General features: G+C 36.6%; 23 protein-coding genes. 12 read left to right on the top strand and 11 right to left on the bottom strand.

Annotation, left to right across the window (positions count from 1 at the left end):
* Positions 1 to 61 precede the first annotated feature (61 nt).
* From IEX65_RS04655 to IEX65_RS04635, 5 genes are all read right to left on the bottom strand, one after another.
* Positions 62 to 625 carry a Crp/Fnr family transcriptional regulator gene (locus IEX65_RS04655; RefSeq protein WP_188764868.1) on the bottom strand — a complete coding sequence of 188 codons (564 nt, stop codon included), beginning with the start codon at positions 623 to 625 and terminating at the stop codon, positions 62 to 64.
* A 212-nt stretch (positions 626 to 837) separates the two neighbouring features.
* Positions 838 to 1689, bottom strand: coding sequence for a DUF4249 domain-containing protein (locus IEX65_RS04650; protein ID WP_188764867.1), 852 nt, complete (start codon positions 1687 to 1689; stop codon positions 838 to 840).
* Positions 1690 to 1741: 52 nt separating this feature from the next.
* Positions 1742 to 4483 carry a TonB-dependent receptor gene (locus tag IEX65_RS04645; protein ID WP_188764866.1) on the bottom strand — a complete coding sequence of 914 codons (2742 nt, stop codon included), beginning with the start codon at positions 4481 to 4483 and terminating at the stop codon, positions 1742 to 1744.
* 110 nt (positions 4484 to 4593) lie between these two features.
* A complete protein-coding gene (locus tag IEX65_RS04640) occupies positions 4594 to 5316 on the bottom strand; it encodes a LytR/AlgR family response regulator transcription factor (RefSeq protein ID WP_188764865.1) in 723 nt (240 codons plus the stop codon).
* Entirely contained in the window at positions 5316 to 6398 is a 1083-nt protein-coding gene (locus tag IEX65_RS04635) for a sensor histidine kinase (RefSeq protein WP_188764864.1), read from the bottom strand. Before IEX65_RS04635 ends, IEX65_RS04640 begins: the two co-directional genes overlap by 1 nt.
* Before the next feature lie 223 nt (positions 6399 to 6621).
* Here IEX65_RS04635 and IEX65_RS04630 point away from each other — a divergent pair, with 223 nt between their 5' ends.
* The 7 genes from IEX65_RS04630 to IEX65_RS04600 all read left to right on the top strand — a co-directional run bounded on the left by IEX65_RS04630 (position 6622) and on the right by IEX65_RS04600 (position 14281).
* A complete protein-coding gene (locus tag IEX65_RS04630; protein ID WP_188764863.1) occupies positions 6622 to 8067 on the top strand; it encodes a CotH kinase family protein in 1446 nt (481 codons plus the stop codon).
* Between the two features lie 221 nt (positions 8068 to 8288).
* Positions 8289 to 9269: a GSCFA domain-containing protein gene (locus IEX65_RS04625; RefSeq protein WP_188764862.1), complete on the top strand. Its 981-nt coding sequence runs from the start codon at positions 8289 to 8291 to the stop codon at positions 9267 to 9269.
* 134 nt (positions 9270 to 9403) lie between these two features.
* On the top strand, positions 9404 to 10123 hold the full coding sequence (locus IEX65_RS04620; RefSeq protein WP_188764861.1) for a YqjF family protein: 720 nt from the start codon (positions 9404 to 9406) through the stop codon (positions 10121 to 10123).
* Positions 10124 to 10168: 45 nt separating this feature from the next.
* Positions 10169 to 11272 (top strand): Mrp/NBP35 family ATP-binding protein, encoded by a 1104-nt coding sequence (locus IEX65_RS04615; protein WP_188764860.1) that lies wholly within the window; start codon positions 10169 to 10171, stop codon positions 11270 to 11272.
* A gap of 147 nt (positions 11273 to 11419) precedes the next feature.
* Entirely contained in the window at positions 11420 to 11668 is a 249-nt protein-coding gene (locus IEX65_RS04610) for a NifU family protein (protein ID WP_188764859.1), read from the top strand.
* 162 nt (positions 11669 to 11830) lie between these two features.
* Entirely contained in the window at positions 11831 to 12460 is a 630-nt protein-coding gene (locus IEX65_RS04605; protein WP_188764858.1) for a putative polyvalent protein kinase domain-containing protein, read from the top strand.
* A 51-nt stretch (positions 12461 to 12511) separates the two neighbouring features.
* Positions 12512 to 14281: a D-alanine--D-alanine ligase family protein gene (locus tag IEX65_RS04600; RefSeq protein ID WP_229250518.1), complete on the top strand. Its 1770-nt coding sequence runs from the start codon at positions 12512 to 12514 to the stop codon at positions 14279 to 14281.
* 100 nt (positions 14282 to 14381) lie between these two features.
* Here the strand turns inward: IEX65_RS04600 and IEX65_RS04595 are convergent, their stop codons facing one another.
* Positions 14382 to 15728: a tetratricopeptide repeat protein gene (locus tag IEX65_RS04595; RefSeq protein ID WP_188764857.1), complete on the bottom strand. Its 1347-nt coding sequence runs from the start codon at positions 15726 to 15728 to the stop codon at positions 14382 to 14384.
* 289 nt (positions 15729 to 16017) lie between these two features.
* Here IEX65_RS04595 and IEX65_RS04590 point away from each other — a divergent pair, with 289 nt between their 5' ends.
* Positions 16018 to 16635, top strand: coding sequence for an OmpA family protein (locus IEX65_RS04590; RefSeq protein ID WP_188764856.1), 618 nt, complete (start codon positions 16018 to 16020; stop codon positions 16633 to 16635).
* A gap of 54 nt (positions 16636 to 16689) precedes the next feature.
* Here IEX65_RS04590 and IEX65_RS04585 read toward each other — a convergent pair whose 3' ends face one another.
* The 3 genes from IEX65_RS04585 to argS form a co-directional block, all read right to left on the bottom strand.
* Entirely contained in the window at positions 16690 to 17571 is an 882-nt protein-coding gene (locus IEX65_RS04585) for a 1,4-dihydroxy-2-naphthoate polyprenyltransferase (protein WP_188764855.1), read from the bottom strand.
* 79 nt (positions 17572 to 17650) lie between these two features.
* On the bottom strand, positions 17651 to 18259 hold the full coding sequence (locus tag IEX65_RS04580; RefSeq protein WP_188764854.1) for a thioredoxin domain-containing protein: 609 nt from the start codon (positions 18257 to 18259) through the stop codon (positions 17651 to 17653).
* Between the two features lie 13 nt (positions 18260 to 18272).
* The gene (argS, locus tag IEX65_RS04575; protein ID WP_188764853.1) at positions 18273 to 20048 is read right to left on the bottom strand and encodes an arginine--tRNA ligase; all 1776 of its coding nucleotides are present in this window, start codon (positions 20046 to 20048) and stop codon (positions 18273 to 18275) included.
* Positions 20049 to 20196: 148 nt separating this feature from the next.
* Between argS and IEX65_RS04570 the strand changes: the two genes are divergently transcribed.
* Entirely contained in the window at positions 20197 to 21666 is a 1470-nt protein-coding gene (locus IEX65_RS04570; RefSeq protein WP_188764852.1) for a hypothetical protein, read from the top strand.
* A gap of 3 nt (positions 21667 to 21669) precedes the next feature.
* On the opposite strand, the gene IEX65_RS04565 is transcribed toward IEX65_RS04570, so the two are convergent.
* Positions 21670 to 22380: a hypothetical protein gene (locus tag IEX65_RS04565; protein WP_188764851.1), complete on the bottom strand. Its 711-nt coding sequence runs from the start codon at positions 22378 to 22380 to the stop codon at positions 21670 to 21672.
* Between the two features lie 209 nt (positions 22381 to 22589).
* Between IEX65_RS04565 and IEX65_RS04560 the strand changes: the two genes are divergently transcribed.
* The 3 genes from IEX65_RS04560 to IEX65_RS04550 all read left to right on the top strand — a co-directional run bounded on the left by IEX65_RS04560 (position 22590) and on the right by IEX65_RS04550 (position 25446).
* Positions 22590 to 23474: a YicC/YloC family endoribonuclease gene (locus IEX65_RS04560; protein ID WP_188764850.1), complete on the top strand. Its 885-nt coding sequence runs from the start codon at positions 22590 to 22592 to the stop codon at positions 23472 to 23474.
* Between the two features lie 252 nt (positions 23475 to 23726).
* Positions 23727 to 25004 (top strand): phosphopyruvate hydratase, encoded by a 1278-nt coding sequence (gene eno, locus IEX65_RS04555; protein WP_188764849.1) that lies wholly within the window; start codon positions 23727 to 23729, stop codon positions 25002 to 25004.
* Positions 25005 to 25113: 109 nt separating this feature from the next.
* Complete coding sequence (locus IEX65_RS04550; RefSeq protein WP_188764848.1) at positions 25114 to 25446, top strand: FtsB family cell division protein; 333 nt, start codon at positions 25114 to 25116, stop codon at positions 25444 to 25446.
* Positions 25447 to 25506: 60 nt separating this feature from the next.
* Here the strand turns inward: IEX65_RS04550 and IEX65_RS04545 are convergent, their stop codons facing one another.
* On the bottom strand, positions 25507 to 25827 hold the full coding sequence (locus tag IEX65_RS04545) for a c-type cytochrome (RefSeq protein WP_188764847.1): 321 nt from the start codon (positions 25825 to 25827) through the stop codon (positions 25507 to 25509).
* Positions 25828 to 26014: the final 187 nt, after the last annotated feature.

The raw sequence follows: 26014 nt of genomic DNA, 5'->3' as shown, positions 1-26014 counted from the left end.
TTGAAAACTTGTAGCCCAAAAACTAAAAAAAGCCTTGAGTTTCAAGGCTTTTTTTAGTTTTCTATATCTTACTTCTCATCCTGCTCAATGTTTCTTTACTCATACCTAAAAATGAGGCCAAATGGCTGAGTGGCACCCGCTGCAATATCTTAGGTGTTTTTTCCATAAAGAGTTCGTATCGCTCTAAAGCACTTTTGGTTCTAATCGAATTGAGTAGATTTATTTCATTGATTAGCAATGATTCATATATTTTTCTTACAAAAACATTAAACTCTACGTATTTTTCAAGAAGTGACTGGATACTTTTGTAAGAAATAAAATAGCAAAATGTATCTTCAAGCGTTTGAATATATTCTTCCGAAACTGTCTGCGATAAATAACTGTAAGCACTACAAATAATGTTTGTATCTATGCCAAAAGAAGTAGTAATTTCTCTGCCACCTTCTTCCAGATAAGTTCGACAACAACCTTTTTCAATGATATAAATACCTTTGCAGACTTCTCCTTTTTTCAATAAGAAATCGTGTTTGGCAAATTCTAAAATTTTCAATTTAGCCAATATATCTGCCTGAATATTCGGACTTAGTGATTTATATTCTTCTATTATATTGAAAGAGTAATTCATAAAATGCTGTGAACGATTGCATAGAAAATACGAGGAATATCAACCGTAAGTTTTAAAAACTCAACTTTTACACATAAAATGGCAAATATTATACCATTAATAACATCGTAGAATGTAATATAATTGTGTGATTTCTGAAAAATAAAAGGGTCGGTAAAACCAACCCTTTATCAAGTTTACTAACCTTAAAAAATAGATATATTACTCTGTGCTTAATTCTTATTCACTACAAACTTTATAGTATCGGCATTGATGCCCGTAAATATACCCAAACCATTAATAATACTCGTTGGCGGAGTGCTGAGGTTCTGAGAAGTAGTACCACTCGACTGATAAAGTGCAGCATATTCTGGATTTACACGATATAAAATGATATTGTGCTTGCCAAAATACTGAAAGCTCTGCGAGCGTACTTCATTGCTACTACCAGTAAGTGGTTCGTTGAAAAATCTAAAGTTTGGAAAAGTCCTCCCCGTTGGCGGAATTAAAATCTGAACTGGGTCGGTTTCAACATTTTCTACTGCTATAAAATGATAATAGTTATTTGGGTTGCTCCAAGTAAGATTAACGGATGTATTCTGTTCATTGAAACCTCCACCAGGTGGGCGAACTCCGCCTTGAAAACCCGCCGACAAATCAATTTGTGTGCGAGATATTTCTTTTTTATCGCTCGCAAAATTGACTGGTTTTGCTGGAATTTCGGTCGTAGCCGTCACTTTCCTACCTTTATAATCAAACTCTAACGAATAAGTAGTGCCTGCCACTCCTATCAATTCATTAGCTGCTGATTCGTAAGCTCCATTACCTACTGATTTCAGAACAAAGGTTTTGCCATTACTTCCAATTATCTTAATCGAAAGGCCATCAATTACTTGCGAAACGCCTTCTGAAGATTCGGAGTAAGGAATTTCGGTGTAAGCCTTCAAACTTACAGGATGATTAGGAGCTAAATATGCTTCAATTACGGGTTTATCTCCCGGATTTATCACATCGTTTGTTTCGGTACAAGCCCATAAAATGCTTTGAATCGTACCCAACAATAATATTATATATATATTTTTCATCTTATTTCATTTATTAATTTCTACCTCTAACTAAAATCAGTCATTGATTAACTTATCTTAATTTCCAACTGAGTGTTACGTTTGGTGTAATGCCCAAATACTTCACATTCGTAATTTGTAAAGCCGTAATATCATCTTCGGTAATCACCTGAAAACGTTTGTACCAAGTATTGCTTCTATTATAAAGATTGAAAATCGAGAAACCGATATTAAAGTGTGAACTAAAATTATACGTAGCCGAAATATCCATGCGATGATAGGCAGGGAAACGATTAGCATTTTTATCTGATGGATTTGTAAAATTCTTAACTGAGCCATCTAAAAGCGTAAGTTGGTACGCTCCCAAAATTGATGTATAAGGTCGTCCCGACGAGTAAATCCACGTAGCGGCTAAATCCCATCTTTTGTATTTATAAGACGCAATAACCTTAAATTGATGCCTAACATCTTGGTCAGAATAATACGCCTTATCCGAAAAAGCCGTGATGTTTCGTTTTGCCTCAGCTAAAGTGTAGCCTATCCAGCCATTAAAATCGCCGAATTTACGTTGTATCAAAATATCCACTCCTTGAACTGTCTCCGAACCATTAAAAAATGTTTCGCTGGCACTCAAACCTCTTCCCACTTTCGGTACAAAACGCAGGGTATATTCTGTAATATTCGTACTATTCTTTTGGTAAAACTCAACATCAAAAAGATAATTTGGCAATTCATAACTTCCACCCAAAATCAAGTGATTAGATTTAGTAACTGGCAAGGATTCCGCATTTGAAAGAATCCAAAAGTTTCGGTTTCCTTGCGAAATATCTTCACGATTGATTTGTTTCACAAACTGATAATATACCCCTGCTGCTCCTTTTAATTTTAGTTGCTTTGTGATATTATAATTGGCCGAAAAACGAGGTTCTATATAGTTTTTCTTCGTAACATCAAAATTTGTGATACGCACACCTGGCAATAAATGCAAACGACCATCCAAAAGCTTTACATTATCTTGCACATAAAATGTAGCCGTTGCTCCCCTATCATTTCTGTCCAAGACTGAAACTGTATCGTTCTGACTATAAGTATATTTAATAACATTTTTGGTATACTGTAAGCCAAAATCTAACTGATTATCTTTAAACATCTTCCACTCAAAATCAGTCTTGGCGGTAAAATCATTAAGATTATTATCTTCTAACTGTCCGATTTTTAGTTCTCGTTCGGTGCCATCACGATTCGTGGTAATAGTTCGGCTATTATCACGAGTACTGTAATAGTTTGAATAACAAATCAATGAATTACTATAAAACTTGTCGCTCCAACGTCTCGACCATTTTAAGCTTCCTCCCAAATTCCCCCAGTTCGACACATCAGTATTTGAGGTATTCAAACCAATATTTCTTCCACCAAAACCACCTAAATTACCTAAATTTGAGCTGGCCGAATTATCCATATTATCAGTTCCATTATACAAACTCAACGAAATAATATCTTTCTTGGTTGGCGTATAAGTTAGTTTTGAATTGAGGTCATAGAAATACGAACTGGCAGTTTGTGTAGTGGCAAAACTCCCAAATCGTCCACCCCCTGGAAAGCCCCCAGGCCCTTGCTGCTGTTGAGTTTGTGTTTGATTTTCACTCGTAAAACGTTTAAATAACTTATTATACAACGGGCCTTTATACGACCTACGAGCTGCTACTAAAAATGTAAACTTTGAACCGAGCGGTGTTTCGATATACGCATTCGTGCTTAGCAAACTCAAATCTACTCCCGCATTAAATTCTTTCTTATTGCCATCTTTCCCCGTGATTTCGGCAACGGCTGAAATTCTACCACCAAATTTGGCATCAAAACCACCTTTGTAAAGCTGAATATCTTTGATGGCGTTGTAATTAAAGGCTGAAAAGAAACCAAAAAGGTGGTCAACGTGATAAACAGTGAAACCATCATAAAGTACGAGTGTTTGGTCGGGTGTTCCACCACGCACGTAAAGCCCTGATGAAGATTCATTTGAAGCACTAACCCCTGGCATCAACTGAAATGCACGAAATGGGTCACGCTCACCTACATTTGGCAATTTGGCAATATTTCTGGGAGTCATTTTTATCATTCCCACCACCTCATTTGCTTTCAAAACTTCTGTTTTTTCGCCTTCAACCACAACCTCTTCAAGCATATCAACGGCAGGTTCTACCTCAATTTTTAGGTCATTTACATCAAGTTTTGGATTTAAGTGAAAATTCCGTGTACGATACCCAACGTAACTCACTTCGAGCGTTACGGTATCAGATGGCACTTTTTGTAAAGTAAAATACCCATCAACATTGGTTTGACCTCCGAGTGTTGTGCCTCTTACTAAGACAGATGCAAAAGGTAAGTTTTCGCCATTATTTATATCAACAACTCGACCTATGAGCGTAAAATTTGTTTTTTCAGCTTTTCCCTTAAACTGTCTATCAACCGAAGTTTCAACCCGTATAGTTTTGGCCACAATATTCACAAAACCATTATCATCAATGTAGTATTTGAGCGGAAGTTTCTTGAGAATTGATTTTAAGCCAGTTTCGATTGTCTGATTTTCGAACCAATGCGTAACACTAAACTCTCTTAGTGCTTCTTTATCGTAGAGAAGTTTCAACGAATATTTTTTCTCTAAGTCTGATAAAACTGCAGGCATAGGAATATTATTGTAAAACTCATCTTTGATGATTTTTTTGTTTTCTTCAGCCAATTTGGGTGCCTCTTGGGCTTGAAGATAGTGCGACAAAAAGCTTAAAATAAATAAGGAAGAAAGAAGAAATCTTTTCATTATGGGCGTCTATGTTTGATTTAATTAGATAGACGTGGAAGATTTCAAAGTAGATGCTCAGATTAAAAAATGTGTAGAAACTTTAATACATTGTGTCTATACGTGAAAGATTAAGGATGATATTGTTGCTCAAAAAGTTCGGCAAATTTCTTACCAATTGGAATGTCTTTTTTTCCAATAAGCAATTTCGTTTTCTGAAAAGCCGTGATTTTATCAAGTGCCACAATATACGAATGATGCACCCTACAAAACCTTTGTTTCGCAAGTTTTGATTCCATCATTTTAAGGTTTTGACGAGTCAGAATTGGCTTTTGTTGCGTTCGAACATAGATTTTTACATAATCTTTTAGCCCCTCAACGTACTCTACATCATCGAATAAAATCTTAATTTGTTTATACTCAGAAAACACAAAAAAGGCCTCATTTTCTCCGGGAACTGGCACCAAATGAGCCTCCTTGTCTTTTCGTCGAAGTCTAAATAATTCTTCGGCTTTATTACAGGCTTTTAATAATCGGTCAAAAGGAATGGGTTTGAGTAGATAATCAATCACGTCCAAGTCATAACCTTCGAGTGCATATTGCTGATAAGCGGTTGTGAAAACAACCATCGGTGGCGTAGGCAAACTGCGTAGAAACTGTGTACCTGTAATGACAGGCATCTGAATATCCAAGAAAATCAAATCTACTTTGCCTTGCTTTATTATTTCCCAAGCATCGAGAGGATTTGAAAATGTGCCAATCAAATTCAAAAAAGTAATTTTCTGAATATCATCGGCCATGATTTCTAAAGCAAATGGCTCATCATCAATAGCAATACAATTTATCTTCGACATCACGCAAGTTTTATTTTTAAATCTACCCTAAATTTCCCTTCATATTCTCTGATTAGTAATTCATGTAATTCGGGGTAATGCAAAGCCAAACGTCGCTCTACATTCTGAATCCCAATGCCAGAGTTTTCGCTTGTTTCGGGCATATTTGAGCCATGAATCATATTTTCTGAATAGAACCAAAGTTCGTTTTTAGCCACCCTAATTCCTATCGAAATATCGCTTTTTTCTTGGTTATGTAGGCCGTATTTGAAGGCGTTTTCAACGAATGGAATAAATAAAAGTGGCTCAATCACTATCTGAGAAGTATCACCCTCACAAATAAAATCCACCGAATTCTTCTCAGTAAGTCGCATTTTCTGAAGGTCAATGTAGTTTCTCAAATGCTCAATTTCTTGCTCTAAAGCTACTTTGTCATTACTTGATTGATAAATCATGTACCGCAAAAGCTGTGATAATTTCACCACAGCATCTTCGGTTTTTTCAGATTTCTGACGAGCCAACCAACGAATATTATTGAGGGTGTTAAACAAAAAATGCGGACTCACTTGAAGTTTTAAAACGGCTAATTCAGCCGCAGTTTTCTCTAATAATATTTGTTGATTTTCTTCTTTACTACGCGTGCGTTCGTACACCAATGCCAACATTGAACTGGCAATTACCGATAATAAATAAGAAAAAAATATACCAAAAAACCTTGGATTAAAAACCATAGATGGTGGTTTAGGTCTTCCGCTATCAAACCTTGGTGGCATTTTGGGGAAAGGAAATTGTTTAAAATGAGGCTTAAAGAAAACTTCAAAAGCTACCGAATTTAAAACCAATACAAGGCAAAGACCCAACAGAAAGAAGCCTAAAAAGTACCAACTTTTTTTAGAGTTCAGATAATTGGGCGTAATGATATGAAGATTAACATAAAATACAATTATCAATAAAACTGTACTAAATAATTGCGGTAAGACAAAAATATTGAAATTAGGAAATGAAAAAATATTGCTAAACGGAAAGGCCATCAACGGAATAATACTAAAGATTATCCAGCCAATGATGTGTAGCCATATCGAATATCGTTTGAGAGTATTCATTACAATTTTGCTTAAACTTTGCCCAAAACAACGGCAAACAAGTCAGATATTGTGAAAAAACCACAAAAATCTGCTACTGTGTAGAGCAAAACAGCATTTGTGTAGAGTTAATTTTCTTCCATAGCTTCATCTACACAAATAAATTACGCTTCTACACTACCCGATTTCTCAGCAAGCTTACATCTTATTTGTACATCTAAAGCTCAAAAAATAGCTTACTGATATGAAAAATCTCTTAAAAATAAGTATCCTAATCTTTATTTCGGCGATTGGAGCAAATTTATTTGCAAATCATCCACCTAAACCGCACCCCAACTACGCCATTGTTTTTCCACAAAACAAAGTAAATACACTCGAAATCAGCCTAACGAAAGCTCAGTGGGATAGTATTAAGGCCGATATGAAAACAAAATTTGGGAATGATTTTGGCGAGGGAGGTTTTCCGAATCGAGGAAAGATGCCGCCAATGCCACCACCAAATTTTGAAGATGGCCCTCCGATGATGAATTTTGGCAAGGGCGAACCCGATTACGTACAAGCATCGATAAGATTCAAGGGAAAAACCTACCCAAAAGTTGCATTTAGACTCAAAGGCAACTCAAGCCTAATGATGACTTGGGGAAAAGGCGTTTACAAATTACCCTTTCGATTAGATTTCGGAAAATTTGAAAAAGATAAAAAGAAGCGAAAACTATATGGTTTTCAAGAATTAGCTTTTTCGCCTGCAATGAGTGACAAATCGTTGATTCGAGAAAAAGTAGCGGCCGATATTTTCCGAGAAGCAGGAATTCCTGCCGCCCAAACTGCTTTCTATAAAATCTACATTGATTTTGGCCAAGGAAAAAAATATTGTGGGGTTTATACACTCACCGAGGTAATTGACGATACCATGATTAAAAGTCAATTTGGCGAGGATTCGGGCAATATTTATAAACCAGAATCGAATTTTACGAAATTTAAAAAAGAGCAATTCGATAAAAAAAATAATAAGAAAAAAGCCGATTGGTCTGATGTTGAGGCATTTGTAAAAACACTCAATAGCACAGAACGTACAACTAATGCGGCACAGTGGCGAGCAGATTTAGAAAAGACCTTCAACATAGAGCATTTCTTGAAATACTTGGCCGTAAACACCACCATCGTAAATTGGGACAGCTACGGAGCAATGGCTCATAATTTTTATCTGTACAACTCTCCTACCCAAAAACTAACATGGATTCCGTGGGACCATGACCAAGCACTTGGACTAAAAATGGAAGCTCCTGAAGGCATGAGACCACCAAACAGCCTACAAAGCAAAAATTCTAAAATGCCAGATGGATTTGGTTTTGGCCCACCTCCAATGGGTGGCGGTCCAATGGGGCGTAGTATTTCGTTATCGCTCAAAGAAGCAAGTAAAAACTGGCCTTTGATTCGCTTCATAGCTGATGATGAGGTATATTTTGCCAAATATAAAAATTACGTAAAAGAGTTTACTGAAAACGTATTCACTCCCGAAAAAATGTCGGCACTTTTTGATAAAAATCATCAATTGATTGCCTCGGCAGTAGCCAAGGAACAGAAGCCTTTCTCACACCTCAATAAGCTGGAAGATTTTGATAATGAGCTAAATAGCCTAAAAGCACACGTGGTAAAACGCAATGCCGAGGTGAAGGAATTTCTAAAATAACGTTTGTCACATTTTGCAAGAGAGGAAGTGTATTTTTATAAAAAAATAATACTTCTTCTTTTTTTTATTGTACTTTTCTTGGGTAGGCTAAATCAAAATGTTGCAAATAACATTTTTTTGCGAAATATCTTGGAAGTATAAAATGTTAGATTTACTTTCGCAAACTATTGATAATCAATCAATTAATAGTTCCTATAAACTAACCCCTAAAAAGAAGCAAAATGGAATTTCGTACTGAAATTGAAGTGGCTCCAGCTCGCTTCAAAATCAGCACTGACTCTAAGATTATGACCGTTGGTTCGTGTTTTTCCGAGGTCATAGGAGGTCAGCTAACTGATAACAAATTACAATGTCTCTGTAATCCTTATGGGACTGTATTTAACCCCTCTTCAATTTTTAAATTGATAAGCCATAGTTTGCAAAATCAACCAGTTTTTAAGCACTTAATGCTCGAAAATAACGGTATTTGGCAACATTATGATTTCCACTCGAAATTTTATGCTCATTCAAAGGAAGAACTCGAACGAGAACTTAACCTTACACACAGAAAAGTAAACCAATTTTTGCGTAAAGCTAATTTTTTGGTCATTACGCTTGGTTCGTCGATTGTTTATCAACTCAAAGAAAACAGTCAAATTGTTTCTAATTGCCACAAAACTCCCGCATCTAACTTCAAAAAAGAAATGCTAAACGTCAAGGAAATCATCCTGCGTTTCCGTTCGATGTACGAAGCACTCAAGATGCAAAATAATAAAATAAAGATTTTATTGACAGTAAGCCCCGTACGCCACACCCGTGAGACTTTACAGCTTAACTCGGTCAGTAAAAGCATTTTACGCACAGCCTGTTATCATCTCGAACAAGATTTCAACGATGTGCATTACTTCCCAAGTTACGAAATCATGATGGACGACCTACGAGACTATCGTTTCTACAAAGCCGACATGATTCACCCTAACGAACAAGCCGAACAATACATTTTTGAGAAATTTGCCAATACTTATTTCACCGAAGACCTCAATGGTTTTCTGAAAGAATGGAATAAAGTAAAGATGTCGCTCAATCACCGCCCGATTCAGACCGATACTCCAGCACATCAGAAATTTTTAACCGATTTACTTGAAAAGTTGGATGTTCTGAGCAAAAAAATTGATGTATCCAACGAAATTGAAATCGTACGTTCGCAACTCATTGCAGCGTAAAACATATAAATTCATTGCAAAATCAGTGTGAACATTCACACTGATTTTTGCGTTTTATAGGTGTAATGATTTGATAACTTTATTAACAGCACGACGATTAGCAGCCTTATCAAATCTCTAACTCAGATAAAAATATGTTCGGTAAAACCTTTCTGAAAGCCCATTGGAGCAAGCTCGTAATGGCAAACTACGAAGTTCCACCCAAAATCTTAGAGAAATACGTACCGTACAAAACCGAACTTGATTTCTGGAATGGTCGATGCTACGCCAGTTTAGTAGGTTTTCAGTTTCTCGAAACCCAAGTTTTAGGGATAAAATTCCCGTTTCATACCAATTTCGATGAAGTGAATCTTCGTTTCTACGTTCGCTACAACGATAATGGAGAATGGAAACGAGGTGTGGTTTTTATCAAAGAAATTGTGCCAAAAGCCATGATTACATTCGTGGCAAATACACTTTACAAAGAAAACTACGCAACACATCCCTGTAAACACGAAATTAAAGCCACTGATAATCAACTCTTTGTAAAATATTCGTGGAAGTCAGATTCGGGTTGGAATCACATCGAAGTAGAAGCCGAAAATGCAACCGAGCCTATCCATGTGGGTAGTGAAGAAGAATTCATCACCGAACATTATTGGGGCTATGCGGGCTATTCGGCCAATAAAACCAATGAGTATCAAGTACAACACTCAAGATGGAACGTACATCGTGTGAAGAACTCGCAAATCTTATGTAATTTTGAGGAACTTTATGGCCAAGATTTCGCTTTTTTAAAAGATACATCACCCACATCGGTGCTTTTAGCCGAAGGCTCAGAAGTAGCGGTTTTTAAAGGAAAAGTAATAATTTAGACTCGTACAGCAAGTTTCTGACTTGCTCGATGTACAACAACAATAATGGGAGAACTAACCATCACGAAAGAAAAAGTGCTACAAGCCCTCAGCACAGTTGAGGAGCCAGATTTAAAAAAAGACCTCGTTACGCTCAACATGATTCGTGACATTGAGGTCGGTGTCAATCAAGTTACTTTCACGGTAGTGCTTACAACGCCAGCTTGCCCACTGAAAGAACTCATCAAGAAAAATTGTACCGAAGCCATTCATACACACCTCAATCCTGATGTAAAAGTAACGGTAAACATGACGGCCGATGTTACATCGATTCGTAATAATGCTCCAGTTTTGGCAGGTGTAAAAAATATCATTGCTATATCGTCGGGGAAAGGTGGCGTCGGAAAATCGACTGTGACCGTAAATTTGGCAATGGCCCTCAAAAAATCAGGTGCAAAAGTTGGTATCATTGATGCCGATATTTCGGGGCCTTCGATTCCCATAATGTTTGGGGCTGAAAATATGCAACCACTCATTACTCAAAAAGATGGCAAAAATATGATTACACCAATCATGCAATACGGCATCAAAATGATTTCGATTGGTTTCCTTACTCCAGCCGATAGTGCGGTAGTGTGGCGTGGGCCAATGGCCAGTCAAGCCTTACGTCAGTTCTTCGGTGATGTTGATTGGGGCGAGTTAGATTATATTTTGATTGACCTTCCGCCAGGTACAAGCGATATTCACCTAACATTGGTACAAACTGTGCCTTTGACAGGAGCAGTGGTAGTAACAACACCACAAAAAGTAGCTTTGGCCGACGTAACGAAAGGAGCTTCAATGTTCCGCCAACAACAAATCAATGTGCCAATCTTAGGTATTGTTGAAAATATGGCATACTTCACTCCTGCCGAACTGCCCGACAATAAATATTATTTATTTGGGAAAGACGGCGGTAAAAACATGGCCGAAAAACTTAATGTGCCACTTTTGGGACAAATTCCGATTGTACAAAGCATCCGTGAAGGTGGAGATGATGGTCGCCCAGTGATGATGGACGAGACACCAATCGTAAGCGAAGCATTCAAAAATGCAGCGGAAGCATTGGCTCGTCAAGTAGCCATCAGAAATGCTTCTGGTGAAAAAACCGTGAGAGTTGAGGTAAGATAATTTAGTCCACGGTCAATAGTTGGCAGCCAACGGTGAGATTATTTTTTAGGTAGAAAGTCAATCAATTCATTGCCAGTCCTAAAATCTTTTTAATCGTGTAAATTTTTTATTATTTTTACAACAATATACTTGCTGAAAATAAGCTAAATGGAGAATTTAATAGAAAAAGTAGAAGCGGCATTAAATAGTGTCAGACCGTATTTGCAGACTGACGGAGGCAACGTAAGAGTTGTAGAAATAACAGAAGATTTCACGGCGAAACTCGAACTCCTCGGTGCATGTGGCAGCTGCCCGATGTCAACCATGACATTCAAAGCAGGTTTGGAAGAAGCAATTTTAAAGGCTGTACCCGAAATCAAGAAAGTAGAAGCCTTAAATTTGACTCCTGCATTTTAAGACAAAATTGTATTTTTTACAGAAATTACGCTTAAAAATATAAGCCACTTGTTTTTGCAAGTGGCTTTTTTATTAACTTGCACTTGGAATAATTAAGAATTACCTGAATTAGTATATCATTAAGGATTAACCGTTTGAAAAAAATGTAATTCTATAAACAGAATGAACCATGAAATCAGAAATGTCATTTCAGGAAATAGCCGAAATTCAGAAAGAAATCTTATCAAAACAGCCCTCTTTTTCATTAGAGAAGGTAAGAGAGCAAGTATTAAGACTGAAAAATCAGAATACTTCAATAAAGAAAATGAGATAAAGAAACTCATCTTATTTTCCGACATCAATAAGTTGTGGTACAATGATAAGTTAGATGAAAGTACATATATAGCAGAAGGAGCAGAACAAAAGGTTTACCTTGATTATGATGGAAGGAATGTTATAAAAATCAACGATACGATTTTTTACGAATCATGGAAAGATTATTTCATTAGCCTTCTTATTCATAATTATTTATTTCCAGCTACTTCTTATGAACTGATAGGTTTTTATAAGAATGAACAAACACTTTGCTCGGTAGTTAGGCAGCCTTTTGTAGAATCGACCGAACCTACAGATTTGATAAAAGTAAGGGATTTTCTAAAAGCCAATGGTTTTGAAAGAAAGAAAAACAATGATTACTACAATAACGAATTAGGTATTATTTTGGAGGACTTACATGACGAAAATGTCCTGACTAATCAAGGAGTACTATTTGTGATTGATAGTGTAATATATTTAAAGAAAGACCTAAATTAGGAATATATTGAAATATTTTTGCAGACCAAAAACTGTGAACAAAATTTAATAATGGCAAATAAAATCAGAGTCGGTGTTTTTTTCGGTGGACAAGCACGAGAAAGAGAAATTTCGTATTTAGGCGGTAAAACTGCCTTTGAGCATATTGACAAGGCTATTTTTGAGCCTGTGCCTATCTTTGTCGATAGCTTGGGGCATTTCATTCAGATAAATCCAGAATTGCTCTACGAAGAATCAATTCGTGATTTCTTCCCTTCTAAAAACCTCAATCGTGGTTTTAGAGTCTATATCGAATCTTTGGGCGAGCTCAACGAAACCCAACTTTACAAACTCATTTATAAAGTCGGAAAACAAATCCAACCTACTGATTTTTCACAAATCATGGATTTTGCGTTTGTCATTATGCACGGCCCACAAGCCGAAGATGGTGCGATTCAAGGTTTACTCGAATGGTACGGTATTCCGTACATGGGGCCGGGTCTGATGGGTTCGTCGGTGGGTATCGATAAGCCGATGCAAAACAAGCTCATTTCGCTCGTTACAGGTCAGAAAAAGAAAATGGTCACATTTACTCGTGAAGAATGGCAGGTTGCTGACCGCTCAAAAATGTTTACTGACCTAATCAATAATATCGGTTTTCCGTTTGTGGTTAAAGCTCCGCACCAAGGTTCATCAATTGGCGTCGCTATTGTTCGTAAACGAAGCCTCGAAGAGTTTACGAAAGCCGTTCAACAATGTTTCTTTGAAGTAACATTCTTGAAACGTGACTGGGAAAAAATGACCGACCGTCAAAAACGTCATTTGATGGAAAAAACCTCCAATCTTGATGAAGGCATTGGTTTTCCGCTTTATGTGAATGGTAAAATCTTGCATCACCCTGTCGAATTGATGGAGGAATTAGATGCACTTCTATTTACGCTTGATTCAGTAACAGCAATATCAGCCAATGCCGAAGACCACGTAATGATTGAAGAATTTGTGGTTGGACAGGAGTTTTCGTGTGGCGTAATTCAGCACGACGATGGCACAGCTATTGCCCTACCTCCTACCGAAATTTACGGCGAAATTCAAACTTTCGATTTCAAATCAAAATACAAGTCGAACGTTACAAAAAAACGTATTCCAGTTGAAACAAGCCTCGAAAACCTTCATAAAATTCACGAAAGCTTGCTTAAAACATTCAATAGTCTTGGTTTTAGTGTTGTTACTCGTATTGATGGATTCTTGACTCCTGACAGCAGAGTTTTACTACATGACCCCAACACTTTGCCTGGCATGTCGCCTGCTTCGCTGATTTTCAAGCAAATGGCCGAAATCGGACTAACAGTTACTCAATCTATTACATATTTCATTCGTCAGTCAGTACGTGAGCGTATCCGTAACGGAAAAAATACTGTATCACTCCGTAATTTGCTCGAGAAAATAGATAATCTGATTGAAGAACGAGTAGCGGCCAATAGAAAAAAAGTAGCAATTATTTTCGGAGAAACCGACGAAGAATACAAAACTGCTCAGAAAAAACTGGGCGAATACGCCTCTTCAACTGCTTACGAGCCAGTGCCAATTTGTGCCGCACGTAACGGACAAATGTATAAAATTCCTGTAAATTTGATGTTCAAGGCTGATATTCAAGACTTTGGGCAAAATATTGGAAAACCGAAACACCCTTTCATCGCCGAAATTATGCGAAAAGCAGAAAAAATTACAGCAAAATATGCAGGAAGTTTTGATTGGCAAGTGAAGAAATTATCTGAAGCCGATTTGGCTGAAAGTGTTCAATTTATTTTCCAATGTGACTCTGAGACTTTGATTGAGTTATAATGTTGTTCGTCTATAATTCATAATTACTTAGTTCCTAAAAACAAAAAAATCTCCGCCCAAACGACGGAGATTTTTTATATAATTTTGTTTCTAAAAAATCTTAGTTACAATATTCACGAATCACATTATACGCAGCCGAATAACCTAATTCACCAGCACGGCTAAGGTCATAGCAACCAGCGTTTTCGTCGCCTAAAGCGTGTTTGATGATACCCCTTACGTAGTATGCTTCACCATATTTAGGGTTTAATTTGATAGCATTTGAACAGTCTTGTAAAGCTTCTTTCTGTAATCCCATTGATGAACGAACCAATCCTCGTGAGAAATAAGCCTCGGCATAAGTAGGATTTAATTCGATTGATTTATTCAAATCAATGATTGCACCTTTACCATCGCCAGTTTTGAACTTCGAAATACCACGACTATAAAATGCTTCCGAACGGTCTTCTGAAAACTCGTTGATACGACTTCTTTCTTGTACCACATTGCGTAATTCATCTAAAGTATTTTTAGTCATACGACCAGTATAATAAACTTTAGAATCAATATTTACATTGTCAACCTCGATTGCTTTTGTCAAATCACTTGTTGCATCTTTTTGATTGCCGAGTTTGCTATTACAGAAACCTCTACCATAAAATGCACGTACATTTTTAGGGTCAAGTTGAATCGCTTTATCGTAATCGTTCATTGCACCACGAAAATCCTCGATTTTTGTTTTAGCAAAACCACGGTTGAAATACGACTCACTATCTTCTGGGTTTAGTTTCACGGCCTCATCAAAATCTTTGATTGCACCAGCAAAATCATTAATTTTCAAACGGCTAAAACCTCTACTTGCAAATGATTGTGAACGTTTAGGGTTCATATCAATTGCTTTTGTAAAATCAGAGATACTTCCTTGATAATCTTCTAAACGTGATTTACATGCACCACGAGAAAAATACGCTTGGTATTTCTTGTCATCTTCGGTGTTCAATTCTACCACTTTCGTAAAATCTTGAATCGCACGGCGATAATCTAACAACTTCGCTCTTGTCATACCACGATACAAAAACGCCAAAGCATCTTCTGGATTTAATTCAATCGTACGGTTATAATCTTGCAAAGCCGAACGGTGGTCATCTTGGTCGCTTTTGCTTTTTCCACGATACAAATAAGCCAAAGCATTTTTTGGGTCAAGGTCAATCGTACGGTCAAAATCCAAAATTGCACCACGGTGGTCTTTCAATTGTTGTTTTGCCAAACCACGGTTATAATAACTCGTAGAGTTTTCTGGGTTCATCGCAATGGCTGTGCTATATGCTTGTGATGCACCAATATAGTCGCCTGCTTTACTTTTATTTACACCAATATCAAAAAATTCGGATGCTGTTTGCTGAGCACTTGCTTGCAAAACACAAACAGTCAAACAAATTGACAAAAAGGGGAAAACTACTTTTTTCATAAGATTTTTAGAAAATTTAAAATCACGTATCAACGTGAATTTATAGGGATAAATGCTTTTAGGTATAAAATAATGTACCAAAATTTTATTCAGCAAAGATAAATTTTATGCCTGTTTACTCAATACATTTTACTAAAAAGTTTTTGTTAAACATACACTTTGCTACCGATTAATAATTTTTTAACCAAATAGCTTGCCAATTTCATTTTTTTTTTGCCAATTTTACATAATAATTATTTTTCTGATGCAAAAATAATTGACTTACGTCGCTATAAAAACACCTAATTTCATGAAATCACTACGTCTTTTGGCAAGTATAGCCATTATTGTGTCATTGCTTGTCGCTTGTAATTCTTCAAAAAATACAACAAAGAACGAGAAAAATAGTCGTAAAAAAGACCCTGCTGCTGCCGAAGCTGCCGTGAAAATTGGCCACATGCTCGACCTACTGGCAACTGATTTGATTGGGGCATCTGGTCAAAAAGCTGAGATTGTTCGCACTGCGGAAGGTATCAATATTACATTTCAACCAGATTTTTATTTTGAATCAAGTTCCGAGCGACTTACAGCCGATGCAAAGGGAGTGTTAGATGATATTTCGAGTGTTTTGAGTCGTTATCCATATACTGAGATTTTTATCGAAGGCCATGCTGATAGCAGCGGCAACCAATGGAACAATAAAAAGCTGTCGGAAATGCGAGCAAAAACAGTAGCGTTGTACTTCAAAGCCCATGATGTAACGGCCGATAGATTGGCTATTGCAGGCTATGGTGCCACTCGTCCGATTGAAAGTAATAGTACGCCAGAAGGACGACGTAGAAATCGTAGAGTTTTGGTAAAAATCAGAGCAAATGAAGAAAAATTCTTAGCCTCGCAAGCACCTACTAAAGTTTCGGGAGGGAAATAAAAAGAAATTGATAAAAAAAAGGAGCAGAAAATTCTAATTTCTTGCTCCCTTTTTTTATGCAAATATCTGAGTTAAGCCAAAGATTAATACAAAAAACAAAGTCGATAACGCCATTTGTTTGAGCATTGGGTCGGGATTTGGCAAACGAGCAACTTTGATTCCGTTCAAGAAAAATAAAGGGAAGCAAATGATATAATAATATTTGTTTTCCGCTTGTAAGAAACTGAAAATCAAGATACTGAGCATTCCGAGTGAAAGCAAAACCCAGTGATAAATAATCGCTTTTTCTTTACCAAGCCGAGCAGGTATTGTCTTTTTACCCGCACGAGTATCTGATTCAATATCTCTGATATTATTGATATTCAAAACACCCGTAGCAAAAAGTCCACAACTTAATGCTGGAAGTATATTTGCCCAATCGAAGGTTTTAGTAAATAGATAATTACTCCCTAAAACCCCTACTAAACCGAAGAAAATCAATACTGAAATATCGCCTAAACCTGCATAACCATAAGGTTTTTTTCCAGCGGTATAAGTGTATGCAGCCAGCATTGAAAGCAATCCAAGGCCAAAGAAACCAAAAAAAACTTGCATTGAAGCATCTTTGAACGAAAAATAGAGTAGCGAAACTCCAAAAATTAAGCAAAGCACGGCCAAAACATAAATTCCACCGAGCATTTGTTTGGGTGTAATCGCTCCTGACTGTACGGCACGCTGAGGCCCAACTCTTCCAGCTAAATCTGCACCGTTTTGAGTATCGCCGTAATCATTAGCAAAATTTGATAGCACCTGCAAAGCAATAGTTGTAAGGCAACATAAAGCAAAAATGAGCCAGTCGAACTGCCCCACCGATGCTGCTAAAAAACTACCCATAAAAATACTCGCCAGTGCTAAAGGAAGGGTACGTGGGCGAGCCGCCGAAAGCCAATTTTTCATAATGAGTGAATGAGCGAATGAGTGAATGAACGAATGTAGAAAATACTACTACTCAATCATTCACTCATTCAAAATTAAATTAAATGCCTACTGCTTTTTTAAATTCGGGTGAATTTGGTTTTACGCCCGATGCAAAGAAATGAGATACTTCTCCCTTTTCGTTGATAACGTATTTACAGAAATTCCAAGTTGGTTCTTTATCATTCCAACCGTTTAAATCTTTTTTACTTAGCCATTTATACAACGGGTGTTGGTCGCTGCCAACAACACTTACTTTCTCAAGCATTTGGAAAGTTACACCGTAGTTTTTCTGACAAAATGTAGCAATTTCTTTATTACTGCCAGGTTCTTGTCCCCCAAAATTATTAGCAGGAACACCCAAAACTACGATTTTATCGCCATGTTCTTTATGAAATGCTTGCCAATCAGCGTATTGTGGCGTATAACCACACTCTGAAGCAGTATTCAAAACTACCACTTTTTTACCTTTATATTTTGAGAAATCAATGGTTTCTTTGCCATCGAGCGACTTCAATTTGAAATCGTAAAACGAACCTTTTGCCATTACATTTGTAGGTTTTGCAACAACCATCTTCTTATCTGAAAACAGGTGTTTGATGATACGAAAACTCATAAGACTTGTCAGTGTTAAAATAGAAACTGTTGCGAAAATGATTCTCTTTTTCATAGTCATAGTTTGATTACATACGTGTTGGTACTTGTATTCCTAATAACCCCGTAGCTTTACTAATTGTTTCGGCAACTGCTTTTATTAATGATAGTCTAAATTGTTGTTTATCGTTATCGGTTTCGTTCATAATTGACACTTCGGCATAGAATTGATTGAATGTTTTGGCCAAATCATACACATAATTGGCAATTACGGCTGGCGAATACTCATCTCCTGCTTTCTTCACAGCAGTTGGGTATTCGTTCAAAAGATAAATCAACTCTGATTCTGGTTTCAATAATTCTACTGCTTTTACTTGATTGTTTACTGGCACGTTCTGCGATTCAGCTTTGCGTAAAATCGAACAAATACGTGCGTGTGTATATTGAATAAACGGCCCTGTATTTCCTTGAAAATCAATTGATTCGGCAGGATTAAAGAGCATTCTTTTCTTCGGCTCAACTTTCAATAAGAAGTATTTCAACGCCCCCAAAGCCAACATTTGGAAAAGGTTTTCGGCTTCTTCTTTGCTAAAATCATCAATTTTACCACGTTCACGAGTAGTTTCAGCGGCAGTTTCAATCATTTCGGCTACTAATTCATCGGCATCAACTACTGTTCCTTCACGAGATTTCATTTTTCCCGACGGTAAATCAACCATGCCATAGCTAAGGTGATAGCAGCCATCGGCATAAGCACGACCGAGTTTCTTCATAATCGCAAAAAGTACTTGAAAATGATAATCTTGCTCATTGCCTACTACCCAAATCGACTTATCGTTGTGATAATCATTAAATTTCAAATCAGTTGTACCTAAATCTTGCGTGATATAAACCGAAGTTCCATCGGCACGAAGTACCAATTTCTCGTCGAGTCCTTCTTCTTTTAAATCAATCCAAACACTACCGTTTTCTTTTTTGAAGAAAATACCATTTTTCAAACCTTCTTCCACCACATCTTTTCCAAGTAAATAGGTGTTTGATTCGTAATAAACTTTATCAAACGAAACCCCTATTTTTTTATAGGTTTCGGCAAATCCTTCAAAAACCCAATCGTTCATTTTTCTCCACAAAGCCATTGTTTCAACATCGCCTTGCTCCCATTTTTGTAACATTTCTTGGGTTTCGAGCATCAATGGAGCAGTTTTCTTGGCTTCTTCTTCGGTTTTACCTTCGGCCATCAATTGTGAGATTTCAGCTTTGTAGGCCTTATCAAACTCCACATAAAATTTACCCGCCAAATGGTCGCCTTTGATACCCAAAGATTCGGGCGTTGCACCATTTCCAAATTTCTGATAAGCCAACATTGACTTACAAATATGCACACCACGGTCATTGACCAAGCAAGTTTTGGCTACATCAAAGCCACCCGCAGTCAAAATATTAGAAACAGCTGCTCCTAAAAAGTTGTTACGTAAATGCCCTAAGTGTAATGGTTTATTGGTATTTGGCGAAGAAAACTCTACCATTACCGATTGACCATTCGATGGTAAAACGCCAAAATTTTCGTTGGCTAAAATAGCATTGAGGGTATCAATCCAAACCGAATCATTCAAAACAATATTCAAAAAGCCTTGAACAACATTAAAACTACTGATAAAATCGTTTTTATCTTTAATGTATTGACCGATGGCATTACCCAATTCAGCAGGATTTTTTCGGAGAGATTTCACCAACGGAAATACTACATAAGTGTAATTTCCTTCAAAATCTTTTTTGGTTGGTTGCAATACCACTTCTTCTTCTACCTGATATAATGCCAAAAGTGCTTCTTGTATGGCTTTTTTTAATGATTGCTCGATATTCATGAATTCTATTACTTTGGTTATGACGAACAAGTTGGAAACTTGTTTTACTAAACTGCAAAAGTACAGTTTTTTTGAGAGAAAAACGCTAAGTTATTTGGAAATAAGCACCCATAAAAGCTAACTTTACTATTGCTAACCTGCATCTATTATGAAAAAATACTTACTTTTATGTCTTCTACACATTATTGGTTATGCTACTTGGGCCCAACGTATTAGTCCAACTCAAGAAGCTATCGCAACTGTTGCCCAGCTATCGCCCAAGACTAATTTAATACCCAAAAGCCATATTAAACAAGGCGGTCATTTAGCTAAAGAAGATAGTATTTTTAGACCTCTCCAACAAAATAGTATTATTCCGATGGGAGTTAGCGGCACTATCATGTCTGACCTTAACTCTGACGAAAAATTTACTTACGTTCACACCGAAGGATATGATAAAAATATCAAGAATATATGGCAAAATGATTTCAAAATAGAATCGAAATACGACTACATTGGCGAGCAAACAGATTCGCTTTTTCATTATGTACTTTTCAATCGTTTTTTACCGAAAAATAAGGTCTTTTTACTGAGAACTTCTATACGAACAGGATTACAAGAAAAAATTGAAGGTACATTGCCCGAAGGAATCAAAATGTTTACTTTCAGAATCGTAAACGAAGATTGCTTTATTGCTTGCAAATACAAAGAGCGTCCAGTAGTCATGATTTTTCATGTAAAAGATGGCACATTTAAGGTTTTGCCCAATCTGCTTGACCGAAATGCCCAATTCCTGTCGCTTTATGCTGATAAAGAAAGTTTCACAACTATCTTAAAGCAGTATAAAGGCGGTGCATTATTAATAAAGAAGTATTCAAAAGAAGGGAATTTGCTGAGTAATTATATAATTCCGAACAACAAGAAGCAATTCAACGAAGCAAAAACTGTCAGAATCGGTGAAAAGCTCATGGTTATTGGTACATATACAAAGGGACTAAGTTTTCGAGTTAGGGGCTTATATGCCGCTTGTCTCGACGAAAACTTTTCTCCAGAAAAAGTAAAATACACCGAATTTTCAGAGTTTAAAGGTATTCTCAATAAGAAACAACAAGCTCCGCCTTATGCCATTGTTCATCAGCTTAAACCACTCAATAATGGCATCATGTGCGTGTTTGATTTCTTTGAAGCAGCCATATCCAATCAAGAATACACAGGTAAAATCAAGTATCAATATAGTATGATTTGTAAACTCGACCAAGAAGCTAATTTTGTTTGGAATTCGGTGATTGACTTAGACGGTTTTACGAATTTTATATTCACCCAACGATTACGCACCCAAACTTCGAGTAAAATCGACATTTTGGAGTCTAACGTAAAACCTGCGATGCAATTCTTGATAAATAAAAATAGAATAATGGGGGCTTGCCAAATGGGCAATGTAATTTATACCAACCTACTCGACTCTGAAACTGGAGAAGTAGTGGCAAAAGGAGTATATGAAGAACTTGGCAACGAACAAATAACGGGCTTTTTGCCGTGGTTCGATGAAAACTTTTTGGTTTGGGGCCGTGAACGCCGAAACCTACTCGCTCGCCCTACCTTATATATGCGTAAGATAAAAGTGGTTGAGAAAATATGAGGTTTATTTTTTCTTTAGGTACTTACTTATATACCTTTCACCCGATGTTATTAGAGTATCTCCACTAAATGAGTATTGTCCAGAATTAAATTCTCGAGCACCATATTTTGTCTCAAAATTTAAAATTAAATTTGAGCCTTGAACATACCAAGACATAGTGATTTTTGACAAATCTGTTGAAGTCGCTTTTCCTCCAACAAAACTAAAAGACCCATCTTTACTATGTACAACAGAATTGTAATCTTTGTCTTTTCTATATTGCTGTTTTTTCAAATCATAATTGCTAAAAACCTCCCATTCACCAACTAATTTTGGGTCATGTGTAGGTTTTTCGTTACTAAAATACTTATCTAAATTTACTTTTGGATTCTTATTTTCTTTCTTTAATGCAATCTTCATGAAATGTTCTGCATTGATTTCATTTACAAAAATTATTAAAGAATCGTTTCTGAAAATCCCTTCACAATCATATTCTTTCAGACCCGCAAGTTTTATTTGTCCTTTAACTTCATTATTAAGTGAAGTACCAATTAATATATGATGTGTATTTCTGGTTTCATAAAAATATCCAATAAAAATCCCGTCTGTATCATTTATAAAAGCAACCATTTTTCCATTGCCATGGCTGCCAGTATAAGTACCTTTATTGTGTTGAGCAAAAGATGTTTTAATAAACAAAAGTAGAAAATAGCATAAAACTAGGTAGGCTCTCATATGTGTAGTATTTAGGTTTTTTATAAAGATAAAAAAACTACTATTTTATCAAAATTTCAAGTTAAAATTTAATTAAAGAGTAAACTCTCCCATATTTTTACGTTATTTGTCTTAAATTTATATCCAATAGTATTTGGTTGCGAATCTTGTGTATTTGGTTCAACTTTATCCACTAATGTTCGCTTATTCTATCATTCACTCATTATATTATGCTGCAATCAATGACTGGTTTTGGCTCGGCAACTGTCGAGAATGCCAAAATCGCTGTAACTGTCGAAATTAAATCGTTAAACTCTAAGTTTTTTGATATTTATTGCCGAATTCCACGCACTTATTCAGAAAGAGAAATCGAAATAAGAAATATCCTTACTGCCGAACTTGAGCGTGGCAAAGTTGAATTTACGATGAACGTGGTGCCTAAAGATGAATCTGGTGCTGCTACGGTCGTGAATCGCCCACTAATCAAGGCATATTTCAAAGACCTAAAAGCAACCGCTAACGAACTGGGTTTTGAACCAAGCCCAACCGAATTATTGCGAATGGCTTCCATGATGCCCAATGCCTATAATACCGATTCTTTGAGCGAAGTGGATGCAAAAGCGGAGTGGGACTTAATGAAAAGTGCTATTAGTCAGGCAATTGCGAAGTGTAAAGAATTCCGCACGCAAGAAGGAAGTAACACAGCAGCAAAATTTGAAGATTATATCCAAAGCATTGCAAATCTACTTACACAGGTTGAAGAGCAAGACCCAAAACGTATTCCTGTGGTACGTGAACGTATCGAGAAGGCAGTTGCGGAATGGTCATCGAGCGAAACTTTTGATAAAAATCGTTTTGAACAAGAATTGATTTATTACGTAGAAAAATTTGATATTTCGGAAGAAAAAGTACGTTTGAAAAACCATTTAGAATATTTCGTACAAGAATTAAAAATTGCTTCAAATGGTAAAAAACTCAACTTTATTGCCCAAGAAATTGGTCGTGAAGTAAATACTATCGGCTCGAAAGCCAATGATTCGGTTATTCAGCGATTGGTAGTGCAAATGAAAGACGAATTGGAAAAAATCAAAGAACAAACAATGAATATTGTTTAATTATGGTATGTGATTTTCTGCTGTGTCGAGCGGTCCGCCGCAGCGGTTTGAAACTCGACACAACTAATGGTATCAAGTTTCAAACTTGATACAGCCGTACAAGTCGTATTTAATGAAGAAATCACACATACAATTTGTCCAATACTGAAAATTTAGCTAATTTTACAGTTGTTACCAAAGAAAATATTGCTTTTTTGGACAATTCCAATATTTTTTATAACCAAAATACCTAATACTTACAAGTTTTAACTTATGAGCCAAATTGTTAGAGTACACGCAAGACAAATTCTCGATTCAAGAGGAAATCCTACTATCGAAGTTGATATTTTAACTGATAACGGTTACTTAGGACGTGCCGCTGTGCCATCAGGTGCATCGACAGGTGTTCACGAAGCCGTTGAGTTACGTGATGATGATTCAAAAGTGTATCAAGGCAAAGGTGTTTTGAAAGCAGTTAAGAATGTAAACGAAACTATCGCTTCTGAACTTCTCGGAGCAAATGTTTTCGAACAAAACTTGATTGACCAAATCATGATTGACCTCGATGGCACACCAAATAAAGGAAACTTAGGTGCAAATGCTATTTTAGGTGTTTCGTTGGCAGTTGCTAAAGCAGCCGCTTTTGAAGCAGGTTTGTCGTTGTTCCGCTACTTAGGTGGTGTAAACGCCAACACGTTGCCAGTGCCAATGATGAACATCTTGAATGGTGGTTCTCACGCCGATAATTCAATTGATTTCCAAGAGTTTATGGTAATGCCAGCTAAAGCTGAGTCATTCTCGCACGCTCTACAAATGGGAACTGATATTTTCCATACTTTGAAAAAAGTATTGAAATCGAAAGGATATTCTACAAACGTTGGTGATGAAGGTGGTTTTGCACCAAACATCAAATCAAACGAAGAGGCTATCGAAATCGTATTGCAATCAATCGAGAAAGCTGGTTTCAAACCAGGTGAAGATGTATTCATCGCTATGGATGCTGCTGCTTCTGAGTTCTACAATGCCGAAACAGGTCTTTACACTTTCAAAAAATCTGATGGCAAACAATTGAATTCGGCTGAAATGGCTGCTTATTGGGCTACTTGGGTTGAGAAATATCCAATCATCTCAATCGAAGATGGTATGGCAGAAGACGACTGGGCTGGTTGGGCTGAACAAACTAAATTGATTGGCAGCAAATGCCAATTAGTTGGTGACGATTTATTCGTAACAAACGTGAAGCGTTTACAAGAAGGTATTGATAAAGGAATAGCTAATGCTATTTTGGTGAAAGTAAACCAAATTGGTTCATTAACCGAAACTATCAATGCAGTAAACTTAGCTCACAAAAATAAATATAAGAGCATCATGTCTCACCGTTCGGGCGAAACTGAAGACGCAACAATCGCTGACTTGGCAGTAGCATTGAATACTGGTCAAATCAAAACTGGTTCGGCTTCACGTTCTGACCGTATGGCTAAATACAACCAATTGCTTCGTATCGAAGAAGAATTAGGTTCGGCGGCTACATTCCCAGGATTGAAGTTCTAACCCCACCCCCTAAAGGGGAGTTTTGCAAAAAAGTCTGCCAAAATGTTGGCAGACTTTTTTGTTTTTCCTACTTTTGGCTTACAATCGTGCTTTAAAAAATTTCCTAACAATGAAAATCTACGTACCAAAATTCGTACATAAATATCGTTTTTATGTATTTACGCTTCTTGGCCTTTTAATTTGGGTTATATTCTTCGATGGCAGCAATCTTGTAGCACAATTCAGGCTTTGGCAAAAATTTTCTGATTTAGAGAATCAACAAGAATATTACGTTGAAGAACTTCAAAAAGTAAAAGAAGAAGAACGAGAAGTAATGGGTAACCACAAATCAATGGAGAAATTTGCTCGTGAAAAATACCTAATGAAAAAAACTGGCGAGACAGTTTTTGTAGTAGTAGATGAAGATAATAAATCTATTGAAGAAGCAAACGAAGACAAATAATAAGTGTAGAAATAAAAATGCCTCTGCTGAAAACTCAACAGAGGCATTTTTTATATCAGATTATTTCAAAGTAGTAATCCATTTTGCAATTTTCAATGCTTCGTCTTTCGGAACATTTGATAATGCAGCCATTGGCGGATAACCTTCCCAGTTTTTAGGATTTGGTTTGTAGATTAACTCTACGATTTGCTCAGGCTTATATTTTTTCTTTTTCATTACCTCTACATAAGCAGGACCAACCAAACGAGTATCTACTTTATGACAGGCTAAACAAGTATTTTTTTGAAGTAATTTCTCAATATCAGGTGGAATTTTTGTTTGTGCTTTTGATACTGATGCAATGCCAAGTACAACCGCAACGGTCAGGAGTGATTTTTTCATTTTACTATGAGCTTTTAAAAATTTATAAAATCGGACCGTCGATGCGGTCGTAATTCGAATTCATCTGCTAAATTCGTAAACAAAACGTAAGAATGAAAGTATTTGTTGAAATTTTAGAAGAATATTTTGTTAACGAAACGTTAAATGGATTTTTGCAAAAAAAACATCCGATAAAAATCTACAAATA

This window comes from Emticicia aquatilis (genome assembly GCF_014644295.1).
Classification (GTDB): domain Bacteria; phylum Bacteroidota; class Bacteroidia; order Cytophagales; family Spirosomataceae; genus Emticicia; species Emticicia aquatilis.
The sequence above is the reverse complement of the archived record's forward strand: the minus strand, read 5'-3'. Positions and strand labels throughout refer to the sequence as shown.